21 protein-coding genes are annotated in these 21,727 nt (G+C 71.1%); 9 read left to right on the top strand and 12 right to left on the bottom strand.

Going from position 1 to position 21,727, the window contains the following annotated elements:
- Positions 1–135 precede the first annotated feature (135 nt).
- The 3 genes from ABE438_RS06330 (at position 136) to ABE438_RS06340 (ending at position 2,701) form a co-directional block, all read left to right on the top strand.
- Positions 136–1,146 carry a WD40 repeat domain-containing protein gene (locus tag ABE438_RS06330; protein WP_346501691.1) on the top strand — a complete coding sequence of 337 codons (1,011 nt, stop codon included), beginning with the start codon at positions 136–138 and terminating at the stop codon, positions 1,144–1,146.
- Between the two features lie 5 nt (positions 1,147–1,151).
- Positions 1,152–1,427: a hypothetical protein gene (locus ABE438_RS06335; protein ID WP_346501692.1), complete on the top strand. Its 276-nt coding sequence runs from the start codon at positions 1,152–1,154 to the stop codon at positions 1,425–1,427.
- Between the two features lie 116 nt (positions 1,428–1,543).
- The gene (locus ABE438_RS06340) at positions 1,544–2,701 is read left to right on the top strand and encodes a winged helix-turn-helix domain-containing protein (protein WP_346501693.1); all 1,158 of its coding nucleotides are present in this window, start codon (positions 1,544–1,546) and stop codon (positions 2,699–2,701) included.
- 19 nt (positions 2,702–2,720) lie between these two features.
- Here ABE438_RS06340 and ABE438_RS06345 read toward each other — a convergent pair whose 3' ends face one another.
- The 3 genes from ABE438_RS06345 to galE form a co-directional block, all read right to left on the bottom strand.
- A complete protein-coding gene (locus ABE438_RS06345) occupies positions 2,721–3,938 on the bottom strand; it encodes an SGNH/GDSL hydrolase family protein (RefSeq protein ID WP_346501694.1) in 1,218 nt (405 codons plus the stop codon).
- Between the two features lie 71 nt (positions 3,939–4,009).
- Positions 4,010–5,266: a lytic murein transglycosylase gene (locus tag ABE438_RS06350; protein ID WP_346501695.1), complete on the bottom strand. Its 1,257-nt coding sequence runs from the start codon at positions 5,264–5,266 to the stop codon at positions 4,010–4,012.
- Between the two features lie 146 nt (positions 5,267–5,412).
- Positions 5,413–6,402 (bottom strand): UDP-glucose 4-epimerase GalE, encoded by a 990-nt coding sequence (galE, locus tag ABE438_RS06355; protein WP_346501696.1) that lies wholly within the window; start codon positions 6,400–6,402, stop codon positions 5,413–5,415.
- Between the two features lie 285 nt (positions 6,403–6,687).
- Here galE and galU point away from each other — a divergent pair, with 285 nt between their 5' ends.
- Positions 6,688–7,560, top strand: a complete 873-nt coding sequence (galU, locus tag ABE438_RS06360; protein WP_346501697.1) for a UTP--glucose-1-phosphate uridylyltransferase GalU — start codon at positions 6,688–6,690, stop codon at positions 7,558–7,560.
- Positions 7,561–7,658: 98 nt separating this feature from the next.
- Here the strand turns inward: galU and ABE438_RS06365 are convergent, their stop codons facing one another.
- Positions 7,659–9,206, bottom strand: a complete 1,548-nt coding sequence (locus ABE438_RS06365; RefSeq protein WP_346501698.1) for an outer membrane beta-barrel protein — start codon at positions 9,204–9,206, stop codon at positions 7,659–7,661.
- 142 nt (positions 9,207–9,348) lie between these two features.
- Between ABE438_RS06365 and ABE438_RS06370 the strand changes: the two genes are divergently transcribed.
- Positions 9,349–10,320: a KpsF/GutQ family sugar-phosphate isomerase gene (locus tag ABE438_RS06370; protein WP_346501699.1), complete on the top strand. Its 972-nt coding sequence runs from the start codon at positions 9,349–9,351 to the stop codon at positions 10,318–10,320.
- Positions 10,321–10,341: 21 nt separating this feature from the next.
- Here ABE438_RS06370 and serA read toward each other — a convergent pair whose 3' ends face one another.
- The 4 genes from serA to ABE438_RS06390 all read right to left on the bottom strand — a co-directional run bounded on the left by serA (position 10,342) and on the right by ABE438_RS06390 (position 14,575).
- Positions 10,342–11,598, bottom strand: coding sequence for a phosphoglycerate dehydrogenase (gene serA, locus ABE438_RS06375; protein WP_346501700.1), 1,257 nt, complete (start codon positions 11,596–11,598; stop codon positions 10,342–10,344).
- Positions 11,599–11,721: 123 nt separating this feature from the next.
- Positions 11,722–12,564 carry a heme ABC transporter ATP-binding protein gene (locus ABE438_RS06380; RefSeq protein WP_346501701.1) on the bottom strand — a complete coding sequence of 281 codons (843 nt, stop codon included), beginning with the start codon at positions 12,562–12,564 and terminating at the stop codon, positions 11,722–11,724.
- A gap of 2 nt (positions 12,565–12,566) precedes the next feature.
- A complete protein-coding gene (locus tag ABE438_RS06385) occupies positions 12,567–13,679 on the bottom strand; it encodes a FecCD family ABC transporter permease (protein ID WP_346501702.1) in 1,113 nt (370 codons plus the stop codon).
- A complete protein-coding gene (locus ABE438_RS06390; protein ID WP_346501703.1) occupies positions 13,676–14,575 on the bottom strand; it encodes a heme/hemin ABC transporter substrate-binding protein in 900 nt (299 codons plus the stop codon). The genes ABE438_RS06385 and ABE438_RS06390 overlap by 4 nt, the downstream gene beginning before the upstream one ends.
- A gap of 310 nt (positions 14,576–14,885) precedes the next feature.
- On the opposite strand from ABE438_RS06390, the gene hmuQ reads away from it, so the two are divergent.
- The 3 genes from hmuQ to ABE438_RS06405 all read left to right on the top strand — a co-directional run bounded on the left by hmuQ (position 14,886) and on the right by ABE438_RS06405 (position 17,484).
- A complete protein-coding gene (hmuQ, locus tag ABE438_RS06395) occupies positions 14,886–15,233 on the top strand; it encodes a heme-degrading protein HmuQ (RefSeq protein WP_346501704.1) in 348 nt (115 codons plus the stop codon).
- Between the two features lie 8 nt (positions 15,234–15,241).
- Entirely contained in the window at positions 15,242–15,766 is a 525-nt protein-coding gene (hutX, locus tag ABE438_RS06400) for a heme utilization cystosolic carrier protein HutX (RefSeq protein ID WP_465248562.1), read from the top strand.
- A 383-nt stretch (positions 15,767–16,149) separates the two neighbouring features.
- Positions 16,150–17,484 (top strand): hypothetical protein, encoded by a 1,335-nt coding sequence (locus ABE438_RS06405; protein WP_346501705.1) that lies wholly within the window; start codon positions 16,150–16,152, stop codon positions 17,482–17,484.
- 6 nt (positions 17,485–17,490) lie between these two features.
- Here the strand turns inward: ABE438_RS06405 and ABE438_RS06410 are convergent, their stop codons facing one another.
- Complete coding sequence (locus ABE438_RS06410) at positions 17,491–18,213, bottom strand: protein tyrosine phosphatase family protein (protein WP_346501706.1); 723 nt, start codon at positions 18,211–18,213, stop codon at positions 17,491–17,493.
- Positions 18,214–18,442: 229 nt separating this feature from the next.
- Between ABE438_RS06410 and ppa the strand changes: the two genes are divergently transcribed.
- Positions 18,443–18,979 carry an inorganic diphosphatase gene (gene ppa / locus ABE438_RS06415; protein WP_346501707.1) on the top strand — a complete coding sequence of 179 codons (537 nt, stop codon included), beginning with the start codon at positions 18,443–18,445 and terminating at the stop codon, positions 18,977–18,979.
- A gap of 34 nt (positions 18,980–19,013) precedes the next feature.
- On the opposite strand, the gene ABE438_RS06420 is transcribed toward ppa, so the two are convergent.
- Genes ABE438_RS06420 through phnL form a run of 3 tightly spaced genes read right to left on the bottom strand, consistent with a single transcriptional unit; the run spans position 19,014 to position 21,563 of the window.
- Positions 19,014–19,718: a DUF1045 domain-containing protein gene (locus ABE438_RS06420; RefSeq protein ID WP_346501708.1), complete on the bottom strand. Its 705-nt coding sequence runs from the start codon at positions 19,716–19,718 to the stop codon at positions 19,014–19,016.
- Between the two features lie 7 nt (positions 19,719–19,725).
- On the bottom strand, positions 19,726–20,868 hold the full coding sequence (locus ABE438_RS06425; protein ID WP_346501709.1) for an alpha-D-ribose 1-methylphosphonate 5-triphosphate diphosphatase: 1,143 nt from the start codon (positions 20,866–20,868) through the stop codon (positions 19,726–19,728).
- Complete coding sequence (phnL, locus tag ABE438_RS06430) at positions 20,865–21,563, bottom strand: phosphonate C-P lyase system protein PhnL (RefSeq protein WP_346501710.1); 699 nt, start codon at positions 21,561–21,563, stop codon at positions 20,865–20,867. The genes ABE438_RS06425 and phnL overlap by 4 nt, the downstream gene beginning before the upstream one ends.
- Positions 21,564–21,727 lie beyond the last annotated feature (164 nt).

Here is a 21,727-nt window from a genome sequence, read left to right on the forward strand (position 1 = left end):
TTCCAGTAGAGCAAGACCGCGCGCCGGGGAACCGGCCCGCCGGCGCCAGCCCGGAGCGATCGTCACGGCTACCATCATGGCCGCCGTGCATGATCGCCCTTCGCAGGCGGCCGCCTTGTTTGCTATGGACGCGCCATGAGCACGATCACCAAGCCCGTCTCGCTGCGCGAGCACGTCGTCCCCGTCGAAGCCGGCGAGCATGTCGTCGGTGCCTTCTGGCTGAAGCAGACCCTGCTGCTCGCCCTCTCGGACGGCCGTATCCTGCGCTGGCGCGACGGCGCGAGCGACACGGTCGAAGCCCATGGCGGCGGCCTGCTCTGCGCCACGGCCGACCGCGAGCGCCTGGTCAGCGGCGGCGACGACGGCCGCGTCGTCGAGACCCGCGCCGAGGGCGAGCCGGTCGAGATCGCCCGCGACGCCAAGCGCCGCTGGATCGACGCGGTGGCGATCTCGGCGTCCGGCAGCCTGGCCTGGAACGCCGGCCGCAGCGTCAGCGCCCGCGACGACAAGGGCCGGCTGCGCAGCCTCGACGTCGTCTCGACGCCGCAGGGACTGGTCTTCGCCCCCAAGGGCTACCGGCTCGCCATCGCCCAGACCAACGGCGTCGCGCTCTGGTATCCCAACACCGAGGCCGCGCCCGAGCAGCTCGAGTGGAAGGGCTCGCATCTCGACGTCGTCTGGTCGCCGGACGGACGCTTCGTGGTCTCCTCCATGCAGGAGAACGCGCTGCATGGCTGGCGCCTCGGCGAGAAGCCCTCGCATATGCGCATGACCGGCTACCCGGCCAAGCCGCGCTCGCTGTCCTGGTCGCATGACGGGCTCTGGCTCGCCTCCTCCGGTGCCGACGCCGCCATCGTCTGGCCCTTCCAGGGCGACGGGCCGACCGGCAAGGCCCCGCGCGAATGCGGCGTCCGCCATGCCCGCGTCACCCGCGTCGCCTTCCATCCCGGCGCGCTGGTGCTGGCCGCCGGCTATGACGATGGCTGCGTCCTGCTGATCCGCCTGACCGACGCCTCCGAGCTGCTGGTGCGCGCGGCACAGCGCGGCAGCGGCATCACCGCCTTCGCCTGGGACAAGGGCGGCAAGCACCTCGCCTTCGGCACGGAAGACGGCCAGGCCGGCGTGCTGACCCTGCCGGCGAGTTGAGCCGCATGCGCCTCGGCCTGTTCGGACGCAAGGGCCGCGACCCGGCCGAAGCGGAGCGCGTCGAGGCGGCGCGGCGCCAGGTCCGCGCCCTGCTCGCCCTGCCCGAGGACACCGCCGTCGCGGTCAACGAGATCGTCTGCGCCGACCCGGCCTGCCCCGGCACCGAGACGGTGATCCTGGTGATGGAGCCCGGCCGCAAGACCAGGGCCTACAAGGTGCTGGCACCGCTCGCCGAGCTGACCCCGGAGCTGCTGGCACAGGCGCTGCGCGACGCGTGCTGAACCGCAGGGCTGCCGCCCTCCCCCGATCGCGATGATCGTCGCCGCCGCCATCCCCTGTCAGCAGCCGCGGGCTAGGCCGGTTCCGCCGGCGCGCCCGGGCGGCTAGCGTGTCACCCATGCCGCCCCGCACACGCTCTCCCCTGCCCTTGAGCCGCGCACAGGCGCGCCGCATCTGGCTGCGCGCCCAGCGCCTCGACGAGGCCGCGCCCTTCGGGGCCGGCCCGCAGGCGACGCCGGCGGCCATCGCCCATCTCGGCTATGTGCAGATCGACACGATCAACGTGATCGAGCGCTGCCACCACCACATCCTGTTCAGCCGCATTCCCGATTATCGCCGCGAGCACCTCGTCCAGGCCCAGACGCACGACAAGACCGTGCTGGAATACTGGACGCACGCGCTCTCCTATGTGCCGGCCGCCGATCTGCGCTACCTCCTGCCGGCCATGAAGCGCCATCGCGCCGAACCGAAGCGCTGGTCCGCCGTCGGCAGCCGCGAGGACAGCCGCAAGCTGCTCGCCCGCATCCGCAGGGAAGGCGCGCTCACCATCCGCGACATCGACAGCGAGGAGCTGATCGAGAAGACGCATCTCTGGGCCAGCAAGAAGCCGTCCAAGGGCCTGCTCGAACGCGCCTTCTACGATGGCGAGCTGGTGATCTCGGCGCGCGCCGGCATGCTCAAGACCTATGAGCTGATCGAACGGCATTTCGGCTGGGAGAAGCGCCCCGCCCCGGCGACCGAGCGGCAGGTCACCGCCCACAGGCTCGACCGGGCGCTGCGCGCCCAGGGCGTCGTCAGCCTGGAGTCGATCTGCCATCTCGACGCGCCCGCCAAGGCCGCGGTGGCGGAGCTGATCGCCGCACGCGTCCGGCGCCGGGAGCTGGTGCCCGTCGCGCTGGAGGGCGCGGCGACGCAGGCGCACTGGGCGCCGCCTGCCCTGCTGGAGGCCGCCTGCGCCCCGCCGGACGGCGACCGAATCCACATCCTCTCGCCCTTCGACCCGCTGGTGATCCAGCGCCGGCGCCTCGCCGCCTTCTTCGGCTACGAACACCGCTTCGAGGCCTATCTCCCGGCGCAGAAGCGGGTCTTCGGCTATTTCGGCCTGCCGCTCCTGGCCGGCGACCGCTTCGTCGCCGTGGCCGACCTCAAGACCGACCGGGCCGCGCGCAAGCTTCTGGTCCAGCGCTGGACCTGGCTGGAGCCGGATCCGCCGGCGCAGCTGCGCCGCGCTGTCGACGACGCGATGCACCGGTTCGAGCGCTTCCAGCTCGCTTGAACGCGCCGGCGCGACGGGCTCACTCCGGGCGCGGCCAGCGGAAATCGTCGGCCCGGCCCGGCAGCGGCGCCGGCGCGACGCCCTCGCCGAAGACCTGGTCGAGCCGCGCCGCGGCATCGCCGCCGCCGCGCGCCTGCTCGATCGTCGCGACAAGCGCCGGCTCGGCCGCGGCCGGCGCCCCCGTCAACGGCAGGATCGGCCCCGCCAGCGGCTTCGCCGGCAGTGAGGGCAGCCCGGTCAGGTCGCCGGCATGGCCGCGCATCATGGCGTCGATCAGCTGCTCGACCGTGCCCGGCGCCAGCGAGACGGCGGCCGATGGCGGCGCGGCGGGAATGGCGAGCAGCGGCTCGCCCGGCGCGCCGTCGAGCAGGCGGCGGACGATCAGATCGACGAAATGCGCCGCCTTGCGCGCGCCGGCCTTGGTGAAATGCACCCCGTCGCCGAGGCGCAGCCGGGTGATCTGCCCGTCCACGTCGGGGCCCATGGCGCTGTAGCGGTTGTCGGCGTCTAGATAGGGCGTCCACAGCTCGACGAAATGTCCGCCCGCCTGCGCGACGCTCTTCTGGAACACGCCGTTCAGCACGGCGAGGTCGGCGGAGAGCCGGCCGTTCTGCATCGGCGGTGTGCCGACCCAGATCAGCGGCACCCTGCGGGCGGCGAAGGCGGCGATCACGCTCTCGACGCGGGCCCGGTAGAGCGTAAGCCAGGCCTCGCTCAGCGGCTCGTGGGTGACGTCGCCCTCGCGGATCGGCTGGCGGTCGTTCGGGCCGACCAGGATCACCCCGGCGAAGATCTTCGGATCGGCCGCCAGCATCTCGGTCACGGCGCGCGGCCAGTCGTAGAAATCGCTGCGGACCAAGCCGCTGTCGGGCTTGGCCCGGCGCAGCACCGCGACGTCGTCGCGATCGGCCAGCAGGTCGTCGAGCCCGGCCGAGATCTGGTCGGCCAGCGTGTCGCCGACCACGAGGATATGATGGCGGACGTCGATCTTGGGGATGACGGGGTCGTCGCGCACCACCACCGCCGGCGCGGTGCGCCGCGGCTGCACGGCGCGCTGCTGGCGCGGCGCCGGGCGCTGCGGCCGCGGCGTCACCGAGAAATTGAACAGCCCGCGCGGCTTCTGCAGCGTCGGGTCGCGCATCAGGAAGGTGTCGCCCTCGGCGAAGGAACTCGGCCCGCCCGTCGCCAGCAGGAGAAGGGCGGCCGCCAGCATGGTCAGGACGCTACGCAGACGCATCGCGGGCCGGCCCTTCCTCCACGACACTCAAAGGCGGTCGGGCGCGATCATAGCGCGCCCGCGGCCGGAAGTCAGCGCTGGGCGCGCATGCGCTGCAGCAGGGCCGGCGTCGGCCAGCCATCGGCGAGCAGCCCGACGCGCAGCTGGTAGGCCCGCACCGCGGTGCGCGTGCCGGTGCCGATGCGCCCGTCGGCGTCGTGCGAGTAGAGGCCGAGCGCCGCCAGCCGCCGCTGCACGTCGACGATGCCCGCCTTGTCGAGGCGCGGCGCCTGCTTGGGCCAGGCGGCCTGCAGCGCCGGGCGGCCCATGATCCGGTCGCCGAGATGGCCGACCGCCAGGGCATAGGCATCCGAGGAGTTGTAGGCCTTGATCACGTCGAAATTGGCGGTGAGCAGCATGGCCGGCCCGGTATGGCCGGCGGGGTAGAACAGCCGCGCCTCGCCGCCGGACGGCAGCGCCCGCCCGTCGACCCGGCGCACGCCGGCGGCACGGAAGGCGGCGAAGCTCGCCCGGTCGCTGCGATGGTCGAAGCCCTGCGGCACCGACACCTCCATGCCCCAGGGCAGGCCGGGCACCCAGCCGTGCTGGCGCAGGTAGTTGGCGGTGGAGGCCAGCGCGTCGCTCGTCGAGGCCCAGATGTCGGCATGGCCGTCGCCGGTATAGTCGACCGCGTATTTCAGGTAGCTCGACGGCATGAACTGGGTGTGGCCCATCGCGCCGGCCCAGGAGCCGCGCAGCTCGCGCCGCCCGGCATGGCCCTTCTCGAGCAGCTCCAGCGCCACCAGCAGCTCGTCACGGAAGAAGTCGCCGCGATAGCGGATGCTCGCCAGCGTCGCCAGCGAGCGGATCACGTCCTTGTCGCCGGTGAAGGAGCCGTAATTGGTCTCCATCCCCCAGACGCCGAGCACGATCTCGCGCGGCACGCCGTAGCGGCTCTCCAGCTGCGCCAGCACGCCGGCATGGGCGGAGACCATCGCCTGGCCCCGCGCGATGCGCCCGCCGCCGACAGCATTGTCGAGATAGCTCCAGATCGGCGCGACGAATTCCGACTGGCGCCTGGTCAGCTTGATGATCGACGGGTCGGAGGTGACGCCGTCGAAGGCGAGCTGGAAGGTCTTGCGCGAGATGCCGCGCGCCTGGGCCAGCGGCCAGAGCCGCTGGACGAAACCGTCGAAGCTGCCGGCCTGCGCCGGAACGGCGGTCGCCGCGGGCCGCGCTGGCGGCGTCGGCGACTGGGCCCGGGCCTGGCCGATCGAGCCTGTGGTCTGCGCCATGGCCGGGCCCAGCCCGATCAGAGCCGCGGCGGCGAGAAGCGTGAGGCGGCGCATGTCGGAATCCCCTGGCACGGTCGCTGGAAACGGATGCCTCCACATCCGCCCGAACGAGGTTAACCATGGGTTAATCGGACGCCAAATCGCCGTGCGCCGAGGTCGCAGCCGGCACTTTCGCCCCGAAAGGAACGCGCGCGCCCGACTCAGCGGTCGTTGCGGCTGCGCAAATGCGCTTCCCAGGCCAACGCATGGCCGACGATCTCGGCGAGATCCTCATGGGCCGGGCGCCAGCCCAGCACCTCGCGGATACGGTCGGCGCCGGCGATCAGCGAGGCCGGGTCGCCCGGCCGGCGCGGCGAGAGCTTCACCGGGAAGTCGACGCCCGAGACCGCCTTCACCACCTCGACGACCTCCTTCACCGAATAGCCGCGGCCATAGCCGCAGTTCAGCGTCAGGGTCTCGCCGCCCGCCCGCAGATGGTCGAGCGCCGCGAGATGGGCGCGGGCGAGATCGGTGACGTGGATATAGTCGCGCACGCAGGTGCCGTCCGGCGTCGGATAATCGTCGCCGAAGATCTCGAGCCCCGCCCGCTCGCCGAGCGCGGCCTGGCTGGCGACCTTGATCAGATGGGTCGCGGTCGCCGACGACTGGCCGGAGCGCCCGCGCGGATCGGCGCCGGCGACGTTGAAATAGCGCAGTGCGACATAGCTCAGACCATGGGCGCGGGCGACGTCGGCCAGCATCCATTCACTCATCAGCTTGGAGCGGCCATAGGGGTTGATCGGCGCCAGCGCGAGATCCTCCGGCACCGGCGAGACCGACGGCTCGCCATAGACCGCCGCCGTCGACGAGAAGATCATATGGCGGACGCCGCCGCGCACCGCGCTCTCCAGCAGCGCGCGCGTCTTCACCGTGTTGTTGAGATAGTAGCCGAGCGGGTCGGCGACGGAGTCCGGCACCACGATCCGCGCGGCGAAATGCGCGATCGCCGTAACGCCGTTCTCGGCGATGACGCGCTCGACCAGAGCCTGGTCGCCCATGTCGCCCTGCACGAAAACGGCCTGCGGCGGCACCGCCCACCAGGCCCCGGTCGAGAGATCGTCGAGCACCACGACGCGCTCGCCGCGGTCGAGCAGTTCGAGGACCATGTGGCTGCCGATATAGCCGGCCCCGCCCGACACCAGAATCGCCATGCGCCTCTCCCCTGCCCGCTCTCGCCGCGCGCTCTCCTGCCTCCATAGCCCCGAATTCTCTAAGATTGCGTGAGAGCGCTGCCCTTGCGGGAACCTCGGGCCGCCTGCGGAATTGACGTTGCAGAAAGGCTTGTCCGCTATCCTGGCTCGAGCTGGCCCGGCTTTCGCCAAAATCGCCGGACAGCCTTGGCTTCGCCGGCGGGATGGGGGGCGCCGCCGGCATGGTTCTCCATGCCCTTCCGAACACCAGATAACGCGCGCCGAGGGCGCGCGGGATGGATGCGCATGACCAAGAAGATCCGCAAGGCCGTGTTCCCGGTCGCAGGCCTCGGCACCCGCTTCCTGCCCGCCACCAAGGCGATCCCCAAGGAGATGCTGACCATCGTTGACCGGCCCGTGGTCCAGCACGTGGTCGACGAGGCGCGCGCCGCCGGCATCGAGCACTTCGTCTTCGTCACCGGCCGCAACAAGGCGGTGATCGAGGACCATTTCGACATGGCCTACGAGCTCGACGACACGCTGCAGAAGCGCGGCAAGGCCAAGGAGCTCGCGGCGCTGAAGCACGACCTGCCGGCCGCCGGCGCCACCTCCTTCACCCGCCAGCAGGCGCCGCTCGGCCTCGGTCACGCGGTCTGGTGCGCCCGCGACATCGTCGGTGACGAGCCCTTCGCCCTGCTCCTGCCCGACATGCTCCATCATGGCGGCAAGGGCTGCCTCGCCGAGATGATCGAGGCCTATGAGCGTCATGGCGGCAACCACATCGCCGTCGCCCCCGTTCCCGACGACCAGACCCATCAATACGGCATCGTCGGCGTCGAGGACGCCTCGGCCAAGGTCTCACGCATCACCGGCATGGTCGAGAAACCGGCCAAGGGCACCGCGCCCTCCAACCTGCACATCTCCGGCCGCTACATCCTGCAGCCCTCGATCTTCGAGCTGCTGGCCAGGCAGGAAAAGGGCGCCGGCGGCGAGATCCAGCTCACCGATTCGATGATTGCCCTGCAGGAGAAGGAGCCGTTCTTCGCGGTGCGCTTCGACGGCGCGATCTACGATACCGGCTCGAAGATCGGCTTCCTCGCCGCCAATGTCGCCTATGCGCTGGAGCGCGAGGACCTGGGTCCGCAACTGCGCGCCGAGATCGCCCGGATGACCGGCTGAGCCTTTCGCCAGCCGACACGCCGCCAGCAAGGCCGCCCGCGAGGGCGGCCTTTTTCGCGAAGCAGGCTTGCGTGGATCGCCTTGGGCGCGCCGGCGCCTCAGAACTGGACGCGCAGGCCGACCAGCGAGACGTTGGCGGTGTAGTCCGAGCCCTGCGCCGTCGAGTTCAGCCGCTCATGGGTGAAGCTCGCGCGCACCGCGAAGGTCCGGGTCAGCCGGTATTCGAGCCGCGCACCGAGCGTCGTGTTGATCTCGCGCAGGCCCTGCCCCTCGTAATCGGTGCGGGCGAGGCTGGTGAAGCCGGTGACCGTCAGGTTCCGGCGCAGCGCGTGCGCCACCTCGAGGCTGACGCGCCGCGCCGTGGTGCCGCTGGAGCCGGCGACGGTGGTGTCACCCAGCTCGGAGCTGCCGCGCAGCGTCACGGTGGTCAGCGGCGTCGGCGTCCAGATCAGCGCCGCGTCGCCGACGATGCCGCGCAGGTTCTTCAGCCGCGCATCCTCGTAGCGCCGGTCCTGATAGCCGGCCGAGACCTCGCCGCTGAGCTGGCGCGTGATCTCGAAGCTCGATCCCGCCCTGAGCGTGTAGCCGTCGGAGGAGCGCATATAGCCGCTGGAATCGACCTTGCGGTCGTATTGGCGCGTGTCGACCTCGCCCTGCAGGAAGGGGGTGAAGCCCGGCGTCACCTCATAGGCCGCGCGCAGGCGCAGGCCGTACTGGGTCTGGTTGCGGTCGGCCTGGCTGAGCTTGCGCCCGTTGGTGAGGGTCGCGTCCTCGTAGTCGTTACGGTCGACCGAGCCGCGCAGCGTCATCTGCAGCCGGTTGAAGTCATGCGTCACGCCGGCCGAGGCGCCGTAGGTATAGATGATCGGCCGCCCCTTCACCGCCGCCGTCAGGTCCGGCGAGCCGGGGCGCTGCGTGTCGATGCGCAGGCGTGATTCGAGCAGGATGCGAGTGTCGCGGCTGGCATCGAGCCTCAGCGCCAGATTGCCGTCCGCATCCGGGCGCGAGGCGTCCTCGGCCCGGTGATAGCGGCTGTAGCCGCCGCGCAGCATGCCGGTCAGCGCATGCACGCTCCAGTCGGACTGGACGCCGAGCTCGCCTTCGGCGCGGGTGAAGGGCGAGCCCTTGCTCGGCCCGCTGATGCGCGCCGGATTGCTGTCATAGCCGACCGAGCCGGTGATGGCCGGGCGCAGCGTCAGCCCGCCGAGGCGCAGGCCGAGCGGCGCGTAAGGGTCTTCCTCCGGCGCACGGCGGCGCGGCGGCGGCGGCGCCGGCGGCGTCACGGGCGGCAGGCCGGTCACCACCGGCTGCGGCGCGCGCACCTGGCGCTGGGTGACGCCGCGCAGCGAGGGCGCCTGGATCGGCTGGCTGGCCCGCGGCGGCTGGCGCTGCGAGATCACGCCCGAGGCGGGCAGCGCCGCGGCCGGATCGGTGACGGTATCGGGCACGGCGTTGACCGGCAGCGCCGGATCGGGCGCGGGAGCCTGCGCCTGCGACACGGCGGCCGGCGTTCCGGTGCGCAATGCGGGGGGAGCGGAGGTGCGCGGCGCCTGGGTCTGCGCCTGCCCGGGCCAGGCCAGCAGGACCGCCGCGCCGCAGGAGCCTGCGACGCCGGCCAGCCGGCGGATCTTGGCGAGACGGGACACGGGCCGACGGCGCTCCGCTGACGAACAGATGCACGCCGGGATCGGCGCGCATGGTTAACGGAGTTAGAACGAGGACGGTTAATACCGCGTCAACGCGCGGGGCTATGGCCGGCCGGGCCGCGCCCATGCTAGAGGCCCGCGCATGACTGCGACCACCAGCGCCTCCGCCCAGCGGACCATCGCCACCGAACGCGCCGGCCTCGACGCGCTCCACGCCGCGATCGGCAGCGGCCTCGCCGGGCCCTTCGCCGCCGCCGTCGACATGATCCGCACGGCCGCCGGCCGGGTGATCGTCACCGGCATGGGCAAGTCCGGCCATGTCGGGCGCAAGGTCGCCGCGACCTTCGCCTCCACCGGCACGCCGGCGCATTTCGTCCACCCGGCCGAGGCCAGCCATGGCGATCTCGGCATGGTGCAGCCGCAGGACGTGGTGATCGCCCTGTCATGGTCGGGCGAGGCGCCGGAGCTCTCGGCGATCGTCTCCTATACCCGCCGCTTCCGCGTCGGCCTGATCGCCATCACCGCCAATGCCGACAGCGCGCTCGGGCGCGAGGCCGATGTCGCGCTGGTGCTGCCCAAGGCGCAGGAAGCCTGCCCCAACGGGCTGGCGCCGACCACCTCGACCACCATGCAGATGGCGCTCGGCGACGCGCTCGCCGTGGCACTGCTGGAGGCGCGCGGCTTCTCGCGGCAGGATTTCTACACCTACCACCCCGGCGGCAAGCTCGGTGCGCAGCTCAAGACGGTGGCGACCATCATGCACGCCGGCGAGCGCCTGCCGATCGTCGGCGAGACGGCGGCGATGGCCGACGTGGTCGAGATGATCACGGCCAAGGGCTTCGGCTGCGCCATCGTCATCGACGTAGACGGACGGCTGACGGGTGTCGTCACCGATGGCGACCTGCGCCGCAAGCTCGGCCCGGGCTGGGGCGCACGGCTCGCCCGCGACGTGATGACCAGGGATCCGCGCCGGATCGGCCCCGACGCGCTCGCCGTCGAGGCGCTGGAGACCGTGAACCGGCTGCGGGTGACGGCGCTGATCGTCGCCGATGCGGAAGCGAGGCCCGTCGGCCTCGTCCATGTCCACGACCTGCTGGCGCTCGGCGTCGCCTGAGCGCCAGCGGGCCCCGCCGCCTCAGCCGCGTTCGTAGAGCAGGCGGGCGCGGATCGTGCCGTCGAGCGCCTTGATCTCCTCAATGATCTCGCGCGCCGCCTCGCCGACCGGATCGGCCTCCATCACCACGTAGCCGATCTCGCCGTCGGTCTGGTAGTTCTGCGCCGCGATGTTGAGGTTGCGGTTGGCGAAGACGTCGTTCAGCCGGCGCAGCATGCCCGGCACGTTGCGCTGGACATGGATGAAGCGCGTCCCGGCCGAGCGGGCGCCGAGCTGCACCTGCGGGAAGTTGACCGCGCCGACCGTCGAGCCGACATCGGAATAGTCGACCAGCTTGCGCGCCACCTCGGCGCCGATGCGCTCCTGCGCCTCCTCGGTCGAGCCGCCGACATGCGGGGTCAGGATGACGTTCGGCAGGCCCTGCAAAGGCGTGACGAAGGGCTCGCTGTTGGAGGCCGGCTCCTTCGGGAAGACGTCGACCGCCGCGCCCGCCAGATGGCCGGAGCGCAAGCCCTCGGCCAGCGCCTCGAGATCGACCACCGTGCCGCGGGAATTGTTGATGAGATAGGCGCCCTTCTTCATCGCCGCGATCTGAGCGGCGCCGATCATGCCATGCGTCGCCGGTGTCTCCGGCACGTGCAGCGAGACGATGTCGCTGGCGCCGAGCAGCGTGTTCAGGCTGTCGACCGGCTCGGTGTTGCCATGGCGCAGGCGGTCGGTGTGATCGTAATAGATCACCCGCATGCCCATCGCCTCGGCCAGCGTCGAGAGCTGGCTGCCGATATTGCCGTAGCCGACGATGCCGAGCGTCTTGCCGCGCACCTCGAAGGCGCCGTTGGCCGACTTGTCCCAGCCGCCCTGATGCGCCGAGCGCGAGCGGTCGGGAATGCGCCGCAGCAGCATGACGATCTCGCCGATGGTCAGTTCTGCGACGCTGCGCGTATTGGAGAAGGGCGCGTTGAACACCGGGATGCCGCGCAGGCGCGCAGCGTCGAGATCGACCTGGTTGGTGCCGACCGAGAAGCAGCCCACCGCGAAGAGCCGCTTGGCGGCGGCGAAGACCGGCTCGGTCAGCTGCGTGCGCGAGCGGATGCCGAGCACATGCGTCTTCTCGATCGCCTCGATCAGCTGCGCCTCGTCCAGCGCCTTGGGCAGCCGGGTCAGGTTGGTGTAGCCGGCCTGCTGCAGGGCGGCGACGGCGGAATCGTTGATTCCCTCCAGGAGCAGGACGCGGATGCGGTCCTTGGGGAAGGAAAGCCGGTCGGTCGGAAGGGTCATGATGCGGCTGCTGGTCCGTGGGGGCGCCTTGGAGCAGGCGCGCGTCGGTCACCGGCGCGCGCCGCCTGCGGAAGCCATGGCTATAGACCTGCCTTCGCAGCGCACAACCGCAAAATTGTCGCGTTAGCCGCCCGCCGCACGCATCGGGACCACCGAACCGAGCCCGGAGAGATGCTGCTGCGGCAGCAGGAAGGGCTGTCCGGCCGGCGGCAGGCGGCTGAAGGACAGCGAGACGCGGAACACGCCGCGTAGCAACTCGTCGTCGAGGATGGCCGAGGGCTCGCCCTGCGCCACGATCGCGCCCTCGTGCATCACGACCAGGCGGTCGGCATAGGTCACGGCGAGGTTGAGATCGTGCAGCACCACCAGCACGGCGGCGCCCTGGGCTGCGATCTCGCGGGCGGCATCGAGCAGCGAGAGCTGGTGGCAGAGATCGAGGCTGGCAATCGGCTCGTCAAGGAACAGCACCTGGCGCTGCGCCAGCGAGCGCCCGGCCTCGAGCTGGCAGAGCGCGCGGGCGAACTGCACCCGCTGCTGCTCGCCGCCGGAGAGCGTCTGGTACTGGCGCTCGGCCAGGCCGATCACGCCGGCGGTGTCGAGCGCCCGCGCGACGATCGCGTCCTTCTGCGCCCGCCCCTGCGCCCGGCCGACGCCTTCGAGCCCGAGCCGCGCCACCTCGTAGACGCTGAAGGGGAAGGCGAGCTTCTGGTTCTGCACCATCACGGCGCGGCGGCAGGCGAGCTGCCAGGCCGGCGTCGCCGAAAGCGGCTCGCCTTCGAGGCGCACCTCGCCGCGGCTCGGCGCGATCTCGCCGGTCAGCAGCTTGAGCAGGGTCGACTTGCCGGCCCCGTTAGGCCCGACGACGATGGTCATCTGCCCGGTCTCGAGCGCGAGCGAGGCCGAGCGCACCAGCGCCGCCCCGCGCACGGAGAAGGCGAGATCGCGTGCCTCCAGGATCGCGCCCATGCTCAGATCTCCGCGATCCGGCCGCGCCGCAGCAGCAGCCACAGGAAGAAGGGCGCACCGATGAAGGCGGTGACGATGCCGATCGGCAGCTCGGCCGGGGCGACCACCAGGCGGGCCACGATGTCGGCGCCGACCAGCAGCGCCGCCCCGCCCAGCGCCGAGAGCGGCAGCAGCAGCCGGTGGTCAGGCCCGACCGAGAGCCGGATCAGATGCGGCACGACGATGCCGACGAAGCCGATCACGCCTGCAGCCGCGACGCTCGCCCCGACTGAGAGCGCCACCAGCACGATCGCGATCGCCTTGATGCGCTGCACCGGGATGCCGAGATGATAGGCCTCGGCCTCGCCCAGCATCAGCGCGTTGAGCCCGCGCGCCAGGAAGGGCACGGCGATCACCAGCGGCAGCACGATCGGCGCGACCGCCGAAAGCTTGGTCCAGCTCGCGCCGCCGAGGCTGCCCATCGACCAGAAGGTCAGGTCGCGCAGCTGCCTGTCGTCGGAGAGATAGGCGAGCAGCCCGGTGAGCGAGCCGGCAAGCGCGCCCAGCGCCACGCCGGCCAGCAGCATGGTCGCGACCGAGGTGCGGCCGTTGCGCGTCGCGATCAGGTAGAGCGCCAGCGTCGAAACCAGCCCGCCGAAGAAGGCGCCGAAGGGCAGCGCCGCGAAGGGCAGCTTCAGCGCCATGCCGGCGAGCAGCCTGTCGCCGAGCACGATCGTCGCCGCCGCCGCCAGCCCCGCGCCGGCCGAGACGCCGACCAGGCCGGGATCGGCGAGCGGATTGCGGAAGAGCCCCTGCATCAGCGCGCCCGAGATCGCCAGCGCCGCCCCGACCAGCGCGCCGAGCAGCAGGCGCGGCATGCGGATATTGAGCACGACCAGCGCCTCGCGCCCGTCGAGCAGCGCCTGCGGCGCCAGCCCGAGCTTGGCGAGCAGGATCTCGGCGACGCGGCCGGGCGCGATCGCGAAGGCACCGGCGCCGAGCGAGAGCAGCAGCAGCAGCAGGCAGAAGCCGGCCAGCACCAGCACGGTGACGAGGTTGCGCTGGCGCCGGCCCGCGGCGAGCCGCGCCAGCGCCTCGACGCCGGACGGCGCCGCCGGCTTGATCGCGAGGCTCATGGCGCGGCGTACGCCTTGCCGGCATCCGACACCGCGATGCCGGCCTCGGGGTAGAGGAGCCCCATCAGGTCGCGCGCGGCGTCCGGCGTGCGCGGGCCGAAGCCGAGCAGATAGAGCCCGTCCATGCGGATCAACGCCTTGGTCTTGGCGGCCGGGGTCTGCGAGAAGGCCGGCGCCGCGAACAGCTCGTCGGCCGAGGAGCCGTGCGCCGCAGTGTGGCGCATCATCACGATGTAGTCGGGCGCGGCGTTGATGATCGCCTCGTCGGTCATCGGCTTGTAGCCCTCGACCGCGGCGGCGGCGTTGATGCCGCCGGCCAGCGCGATGATGCCGTCGGCGGTGCTGTTGCGCCCGCCCACCATGGTGCGCCCGTTCTGGGTCGAGAGCACGAAGAGCACGCGCTTGCGCGCCGGCAGCCGGGCGCGCTGGGCGTCGAGCGCGACGAAGGCTTCGCGCACCCGCTCCGCCAGGGCCTGCGCTGGCCCCGCGGCGCCGGCAGCCTTGCCGATCACCGCGATCTTGTTGACCACGGCGTCGGCGGTGAAGGCCTCGGGCACGTCGGCGATCGGCGTGCCGGATTCGCGCAGCAGGGCGAGCGCGTCCGGCGGCCCCGCGCCCTCGACCGCGATGACCAGCGTCGGCCGCAGCGAGAGCACGCCCTCGGCCGAGAGCGCCCGGACATAGCCGACGCTCTTTTTCTCCTTCAGCGCCTCCGGCGGCCACTGGCTGGTGGTGTCGACGCCGACCACCTTGTCCTGCAGGCCGAGCGCGTAGAGCACCTCGGTGATCGCGCCGCCGACCGCGACGATGCGGGCGCTCGCACCGGCGCTGTTGTCCTGGGCGCTTACAGCGAACCCGCCCGCCGCCAGTGCCAGCGCGCCGGCCAGCGCGGCCACGGCCAGGCGACGACGGCGCTGCGACCGCGGAGCGGGCGAAGGCAGATGCTGCGGAGAAGGAAGCATGGATCCGGCCCTCGTCGGTTCGCACAGCGTCACGCCTCCGGAAGCCCGGAGTCGAAGCTGCATGTCATCTAAACTGGGAGCCAGTTTTTAGTTATTAAAAACAACATATACTGGCCTTTATTGACGGAAATATTCAGCTTTACTAAGAGAGGTCAAGAGCGGCGGAATTGCGTCCGCGCGGCCGCACCACGGCCGGGCGGCCTGCCGCGACCAGTCCAGCCAGTCAGCAGTCCGGGGAACACCGATGTTCATCGCCATGAACCGCTTCAAGGTCGTCAAGGGTGAAGAGGCCGCCTTCATCGAGGTCTGGGCCTCGCGCAAGACCCGCCTGGACGAGATGAAGGGCTTCGTCTCCTTCAACCTGCTCAAGGGCCCGGAGAAGGAGGACCACACCCTGTTCTCCTCGCACACGGTCTGGGAGACCAAGGACGACTTCACCGCCTGGACCCGCTCCGAGCAGTTCCGCGACTCGCACAGCAAGGCCGGCCAGCCGCGGCCGAAGCCGCTCTTCCTCGGCCATCCCGAGTTCGAGGGCTTCGAGTCGGTGCTGGGCGAGACCAACCCGAACCGGCCTCTCCAGGCCGCCGAGTGACGCCCGCCATGTCGACCATGACCATGCCGGCGCCCTCCGCCGACGCGATGGCGCGGGTCCGCGAGGCCCTCGCCGCCAAGCCCGACGGCGTGATCGAGGCCGTCGCCCGCGAGCACGGCGTACCGACGCTCGCCGTGCTGGAGGCCGCACCGGCCGACCAGCGCCACCAAATCCCGGCCGAGCGCTTCGAGGATCTCTGGAAGCAGCTCGCGGGCTGGGGCACCGTGCTCTTCATCGTGCACACGCCCGACATCGTTCTGGAGTGCGAGGGCGAGCTGCCCGTCGGCTCCTTCGGCCACGGCTACTACAACATCCATGGCGACAGCCCGATCGGCGGACACATCAAGGCCGCCAACTGCACGGCAATCTATCTGGTCGACCGGCAGTTCCACGGCCGGCGCTCCTGCTCGGTGCAGTTCTTCAATGCCGCCGGCGAGGCCATGTTCAAGGTCTTCGTCCGTCGCGACAAGGCGCGCGAGCTGCTGCCCGACCAGGTCGCCCGCTTCGAGGCCCTGAAGCGCGACTTCGCCTGAGCGGAGACGGCCCTGCGCCGAAAGGCCGCGTCGGCCCGGGGTCGCAAACCCTGTGTCCTGCGCTAACTCTCGGGCTGCATGCGTCCGCGGCCTCGTGCTAAGCGGACGCCCCGATCTGTCATGCGAAGACACCGCGGCCCGAGGGGCGGAGCCACGTTCGTCTCGCCATCGTCCTGCACCGTCGCCGACCGGGGAAAGCCCGACCGCGCGGGGCGCAGGACCGGCGTTAAGGAACGATTAACCAAGTGAGCGCAGCGTCCAAAGGGCCGGACAGGGGTGGCGACAAGGCTGCACAGGCCCGCCCTCCCACCTCCGGTTCCGCCGACGGGGCGGAGTTTCCGCCCGTCGCCGAGCATCTCGATATCGCGAGCGAGGCCGCGGACATGGCTGCTCACGTCACTTTCGAACGCGCGCTCGCGCCGGTGCCGATCGCCCGCAAGGCCATCGGCGCGCTGATTCGCCCGACCGCGGGCGTCGCCGCCGGCTTCCTGCTGGCGCTGCGCTACGTCCAGGCCCGCGTGCTCTCGATCTGGGGCCTGCTGATCGCCGCGGCCCTGTGCCCGCCGCAGGCCTTCGCCGATTTCGCGATCTATGCCGCGCTGGTCAATATCGTCTCGATCCCGGCGCTGCTGCGCTTCGAGGCGATCTTCTTCCAGGACAGCGACACCGACCGGCTCGGCCGCGCCTTCCGGCTGGCGCTGGCCACCGGTGGCGGCTTCTCGGCGCTGCTCTGCCTCGTCGCGGCCGTCCTCGCCGCGACCGGCACGGTCCAGCCCGAGCACGCGCTGCTCTTCGTGCTCTCGCTGACCGGTCGCTCGGTGATCCGGCTCGCCACCGCCGAAGCCACCGCCGCCGGCGACATGCGCACCATCGGCAATGCCGGCCTCGTCCAGTCGGTGGTCCAGCCGGCGGCGATGCTGGCGCTGATCCTCGCGCTCGACGGCTCGTCCACCGTGCTCTTCGCCGCCGACGCCCTCGGCCATGCCGTCGCGGCCGCCTATCTGGTCTGGCGCCGCCGCCACGCCATCCGCGATCTCGCCGTCACCGCGCCCTGGTCGCGCGAGGAACTCTGGCGCTCCGCACGGCGCTGGCACGCCGCGCCGCGCATCCTGCTGCCCTCGGCCCTGCTCTCCTTCGGCTTCTCGGTCGTGCCGCTGGCGGCGCTGCCCTTCACCGACGACCCGATCTTCGCCGCGCAGGTGGCGCTGGCGATGCGGCTGCTCGACGTGCCGACCCAGATGTTCGCGGCCGTCACCGTGCCGGTGGTGATGAGCAATCTGCGCATCCGCCAGGGTGTCGTGCGCCGGCGCCGGGCGAGGCTGCTGACGCTCGGCCTGCTGGTGCTCGCCTTCGGCCTGTTCGGCGGCATCGCCGGCGCGGCCTTCCTCGGCGGTTCCTGGCTGGAGGCGACGCAGTGGCACGGGCTCGACCGGGTGCTGCTGGCGCTGGCGCCCTTCTATGCCGGCATCGCCATGGTCTCGCCGCTCCACGAAATGGGCACGCTGGCGCGCGCGCCGCAGCATCCGATGGCCGCCAATGCGGTGGCGATCGTCGCCGCCGTCGCGGTCATGGCCTGGTTCGGCACGGTCTCGCTGCCGATGCTGGCGGCGATCGGCGCGATCTCGCTGGCCCGCACCGCCGTCCATGCCCGCCTGACCTGGACGGGGATCGATCTGCGGCAGGGAACCTTCGGCGCGGCGCGGACCTCGACGGGCTGAGCCGGCCTATTCGCGCCGGATCAGCCGGTCGGCCAGCAGCGAGGAGAAGAAGCCCGGCTTGAACTCGCGCTCGAGCCGCTGCGGGTCGTAATGCTCCGCCACCCAGTCGAGGAAGGCAATGCCGCGGCTCTCGCCCTCGCGGCGATAGGCCTCGAAGAACGCGTCGAGGATGCCGGTCTTGGCGAAGCGGAAATGGCCGTAGCGCAGCGACAGCGCCGCCATCGCCTCGGCCAGCGGCCGCTTCTCGTGCATCAGCAGATAGAGCGCCGCGAAGAAGCCGGCACGGTCAGCGCCCGACTTGCAGTGGACCACGGCCGGCAGCTCCAGCCCGGCGAAGAAGGCCGGCGCCGCCAGGATGGTCTCGCGCTCGGGCGCGCCGCGCGAGCGCAGCACGAACTCGACCAGCGTGATGCCATGGCGCTCGCAGGCCTCCTTCTGCAGCGGCCAGGCGCCGTGCTCGCGCCCGCCGCGCAGATTGACCACGGTGCGCACGCCCTGCCGCGCGAACCAGGCGATGTCGCCCGGTGCCGGCTGGGCCGCCCGCCAGAGCCTGGGCGTGACACGATGCGCGTTGAGATAGAGCAGCCGGAAGATGCCGTGATCGGCCAGCAGCATGTTGGTCCATGCGCGCAGGCGGTCGCCCGGCCCGGCCAGCGGCCGCTCCCAGCGGGCGATCCTCGCCATGCGCCGCGCATAGCGCTCCTCGGGGCTGCGCCAGTGGTTCAGCATCGGCGCGCGGCCCGCGGCACGCGACAGGCCGGCAGAAAGATTGCGTCGGTCATGGCGGCCGGATAGCAGCGGCGGCAGGCGCGCGCAAATTCGGTAAGGTCCGGAGGTTAAGGCTGGCGCGGGCGGCGGGCGTTTACCGAAGGGTCCGTCAAACCGAAGGTCTCACTTGGCCTTTGCGCCGCGAACGCGCATAAGGCCGCCGACAGTTCAGTCAAGGCAGGTCAGGTTCATGCGTCTCGACGCCATCGCCATCGGCAAGAATCCTCCCGAAGAAGTCAACGTCGTCATCGAGGTGGCGATCGGCGGCGAACCCATCAAATACGAGATGGACAAGGAAGCCGGCACGCTCTTCGTCGACCGGTTCCTCTATACGCCGATGCGCTATCCAGGGAACTACGGCTTCATCCCCCACACCCTTTCGGAAGACGGCGACCCGTGCGACGTGCTCGTCGCCAATACGCGCCCGCTGATCCCGGGCTGCGTCATCGCAGTGCGCCCGATCGGCGTGATGATGATGGAGGACGAGGGCGGCGGCGACGAGAAGATCATCGCCGTGCCGGTACCGAAGCTCACCAAGCGCTACGAGAACGTCAAGAACTACACCGACCTTCCGCAGATCACACTGGACCAGATCCAGCACTTCTTCGAGCACTACAAGGATCTCGAGCCCGGCAAATGGGTCAAGCTAACCGGCTGGGGCGATGCCACCAAGGCCCGCCAGCTGATCGTCGAGGCGATCGATCGCGCCAAGGCCGCCAAGGCCTGACGCCGCCGCTAAGGTAGCTGGGGCGCGCCGCGCCTCAGCCCAGCGGCACGCTGTCGACCAGCACGAAGCGCCCGCTGCGTTCCGGCTGACGGAACAGCGCGATGCGGTCGATCGCCAGCGGCCCCGCAGGGACCGAAGCGCGATAGGCCGTATCCAGCGCCGTGGCGACGGGGCCGACCGCGTCGTCCGGCAACCGCCCGGTCAGCGTCATGTGGAAGCGGAAGGCGTCGCCGACATAAGGGTAGCCATAGGCCTCCAGATAGGCCCGTTGCGCCGGCGTCAGCGGGCTTTCCAGCCGCCGCGCCAGATCGGCCGGCGAGAGCGGCGCCCGGAACGCCTCGAAATCCTGGACGATGTCGAAGGCGAGCGCCTGCAGGCCAGCGCTCGGCACCGCCGGCGTCAACGCCACGAAGCGCCCCAGCGCCGTCACGGCGAGCCCGCCTTCCAGCACCAACGTCGCGCGCCGCGCCGCCCAGTTGCGCAGGACGGCGCGCAGAGCCCCCTCGTTTCGCCCCTCCACCAGTTCGAACGGCGCCTTCAGCGTCGCGTGGAAGCCGTAGCGGCGCGGCTCGGCGGTCAGCGCCGGCCAGTCCGCCGCCGCATAGCCCGGCGGCACGGCGAAATCGACCGCCGCAGCCATCGCGGCATCGTAGCCGAGCACCGCGCTGCCGAAGCGCCAGAGCGCGCTCTCGGCTGCCGGGGCGTAGTAGATGGCGTAGCGGATTGCGGACGTCGTCATCGCCGCCTCAGAACGCCCGGCGGCCCTGGGCCCAGACCGTCTCGACGACCGGCGTCGCGCCCAGCTGGCGGAAGCGCACCAGATCGGCGCGCAGGCCGGGCTTGAGATGGCCGCGATCGCGCAGGCCGAGAATGTCGGCGACCTTCCAGGTGACCTTCGCCATCGCCGCCGGCAGCGCGATGCCGTGCGAATCGTGCAGCTTGAGCACGGCCTGGAGCAGGCTGGCTGGAACGTAGTCGGAAGAGAGCCCGTCGAGCAGCCCCTTCTCGGCGAGCTCTGCCACCGAGACGCCGCCGGAATGCGAGCCGCCGCGCACCACGTTCGGCGCGCCGGCCACCGTGGCGAGCCCGCGCTGCTTGGCCGCCTGCGCCGCCTCGACCGTGGTCGGGAATTCAGAGATCACCGCGCCCGAGGCGATGCCGGCCTCGACATGCTCGACCGTCGTGTCGTCATGCGTCGCGATCGGGATGCCGCGGCTGCTGAACATCGCGACCACCGCCGCCCAGTTGCGCCCGACATTCTCGGCGCCCTCGCGCTTGCGCTCGCTCACGTCCAGCGCGAACTCCGCCTCGGTCTTGCCGTTGCCGAGCGCATAGGTGCGCAGATGCGCGATGTCGCGCCATTGCCGCTGGCCCGGCGTGTGGTCCATCAGCGAAACGAGCTGCACCAGCGGATCGTCCTGATAGGGCGCGATGTCGCGCATCAGCTCGGGGCTGGTCAGTTCGCAGCGCATGTGGATGCGGTGGTCGATGCGGAACACGCCCTCGGCGGTGCCCTGCCGCAGCGCCGCCATCACATCGGCGAAGATGTCCTTGCGGTAGTCCTTGGCCGAGAAGGGCGTGCCGGCGCAGATCGCATCGTAGACGGTGGTAACGCCGGCCGCCGCCATCTGCGCGTCGTGCACCAGCGCGGCCGCCAGCCCGTTCGGCCAGAAGACCTTTGGGCGCGGCATGAAGTGCTTTTCCATATTGTCGGTGTGCATCTCGACCAGCCCCGGCGCGACATAGTCGCCGCCAGCGTCGATCGCCTCCGGCAGGGAGGAGCGGCCCTGGTCGACGGAGAGGATGCCGCCCTCGTCGAAGGCGATGGTGCCGGTGACGACCTCGTCCTCGAGGATCAGGCGGGCATTGGTCAGGATCATGGGCATCATGCGGCCTTCCGGAAAGCTGTGATGTCGAGATAGCGCGTCGCGACCGCTTCGCGAACCGCCTCGTCGTGGAAGATCCCGACGATGGCGGCCCCCGCCGCCCGCGCCTCGCCGATCAGCGCGACGACGACGTCGCGATTGGCGGCGTCGAGCGAGGCGGTCGGCTCGTCGATCAGCATGATCGGCGAGGGATCGACGAAGGAACGCGCGATGTTGACCCGCTGCTGCTCGCCGCCGGAGAAGGTCGCCGGCGCCAGCTCCCACAAGCGCTGCGGCAGGTTGAGCCGGGCGAGCATGGCCTTGGCCCGCTCGCTCGCCTCCTCCGGCGCGACGCCGCGCGCCAGCAGTGGATCGCGCACGATGTCGAGCGCCGAGACGCGCGGGATCACCCGCAGGAACTGCGAGACGAAGGAGAGCGTGCGCCGGCGGATCTCCAGCACGGTGCGCGGCACCGCCTGCACGATGTCGACCGGGCGCCCGTCATGGGTGATGCGGATCGCGCCCGCGCTCGGCCGGTAATTGCCGTAGAGGATGCGCAGCAGGCTCGACTTGCCGGCGCCCGAGGCCCCGGCGAGCACCAGCGCCTCCCCGGCCGCGACCGAAAAGTCGATTGCGTCGAACACCGGCAGCCTGACCCCGCCCTGATTGTGCAGGACGAATTCCTTGGAGACGTTCTCGACCTGGATCATCGTTGTCATGGGAGGCGTGCCTTTGTGCGACGGGCATGACGGGGCTGTGACGGGAAGACACCGTCATTCCGGGGCGGGCCGTCAGGCCCGAGCCCGGAACCCATGACCGGGTGAGCCGCGATGATCGCGAACGGTGCAGGTCCGACCCAGTCGTGGGTTCCGGGTTCTTCGCT

The sequence above is a fragment of the Allobosea sp. TWI1241 genome (genome assembly GCF_039673065.1).
In the GTDB taxonomy this organism is placed as follows: Bacteria; Pseudomonadota; Alphaproteobacteria; order Rhizobiales; family Beijerinckiaceae; genus Allobosea.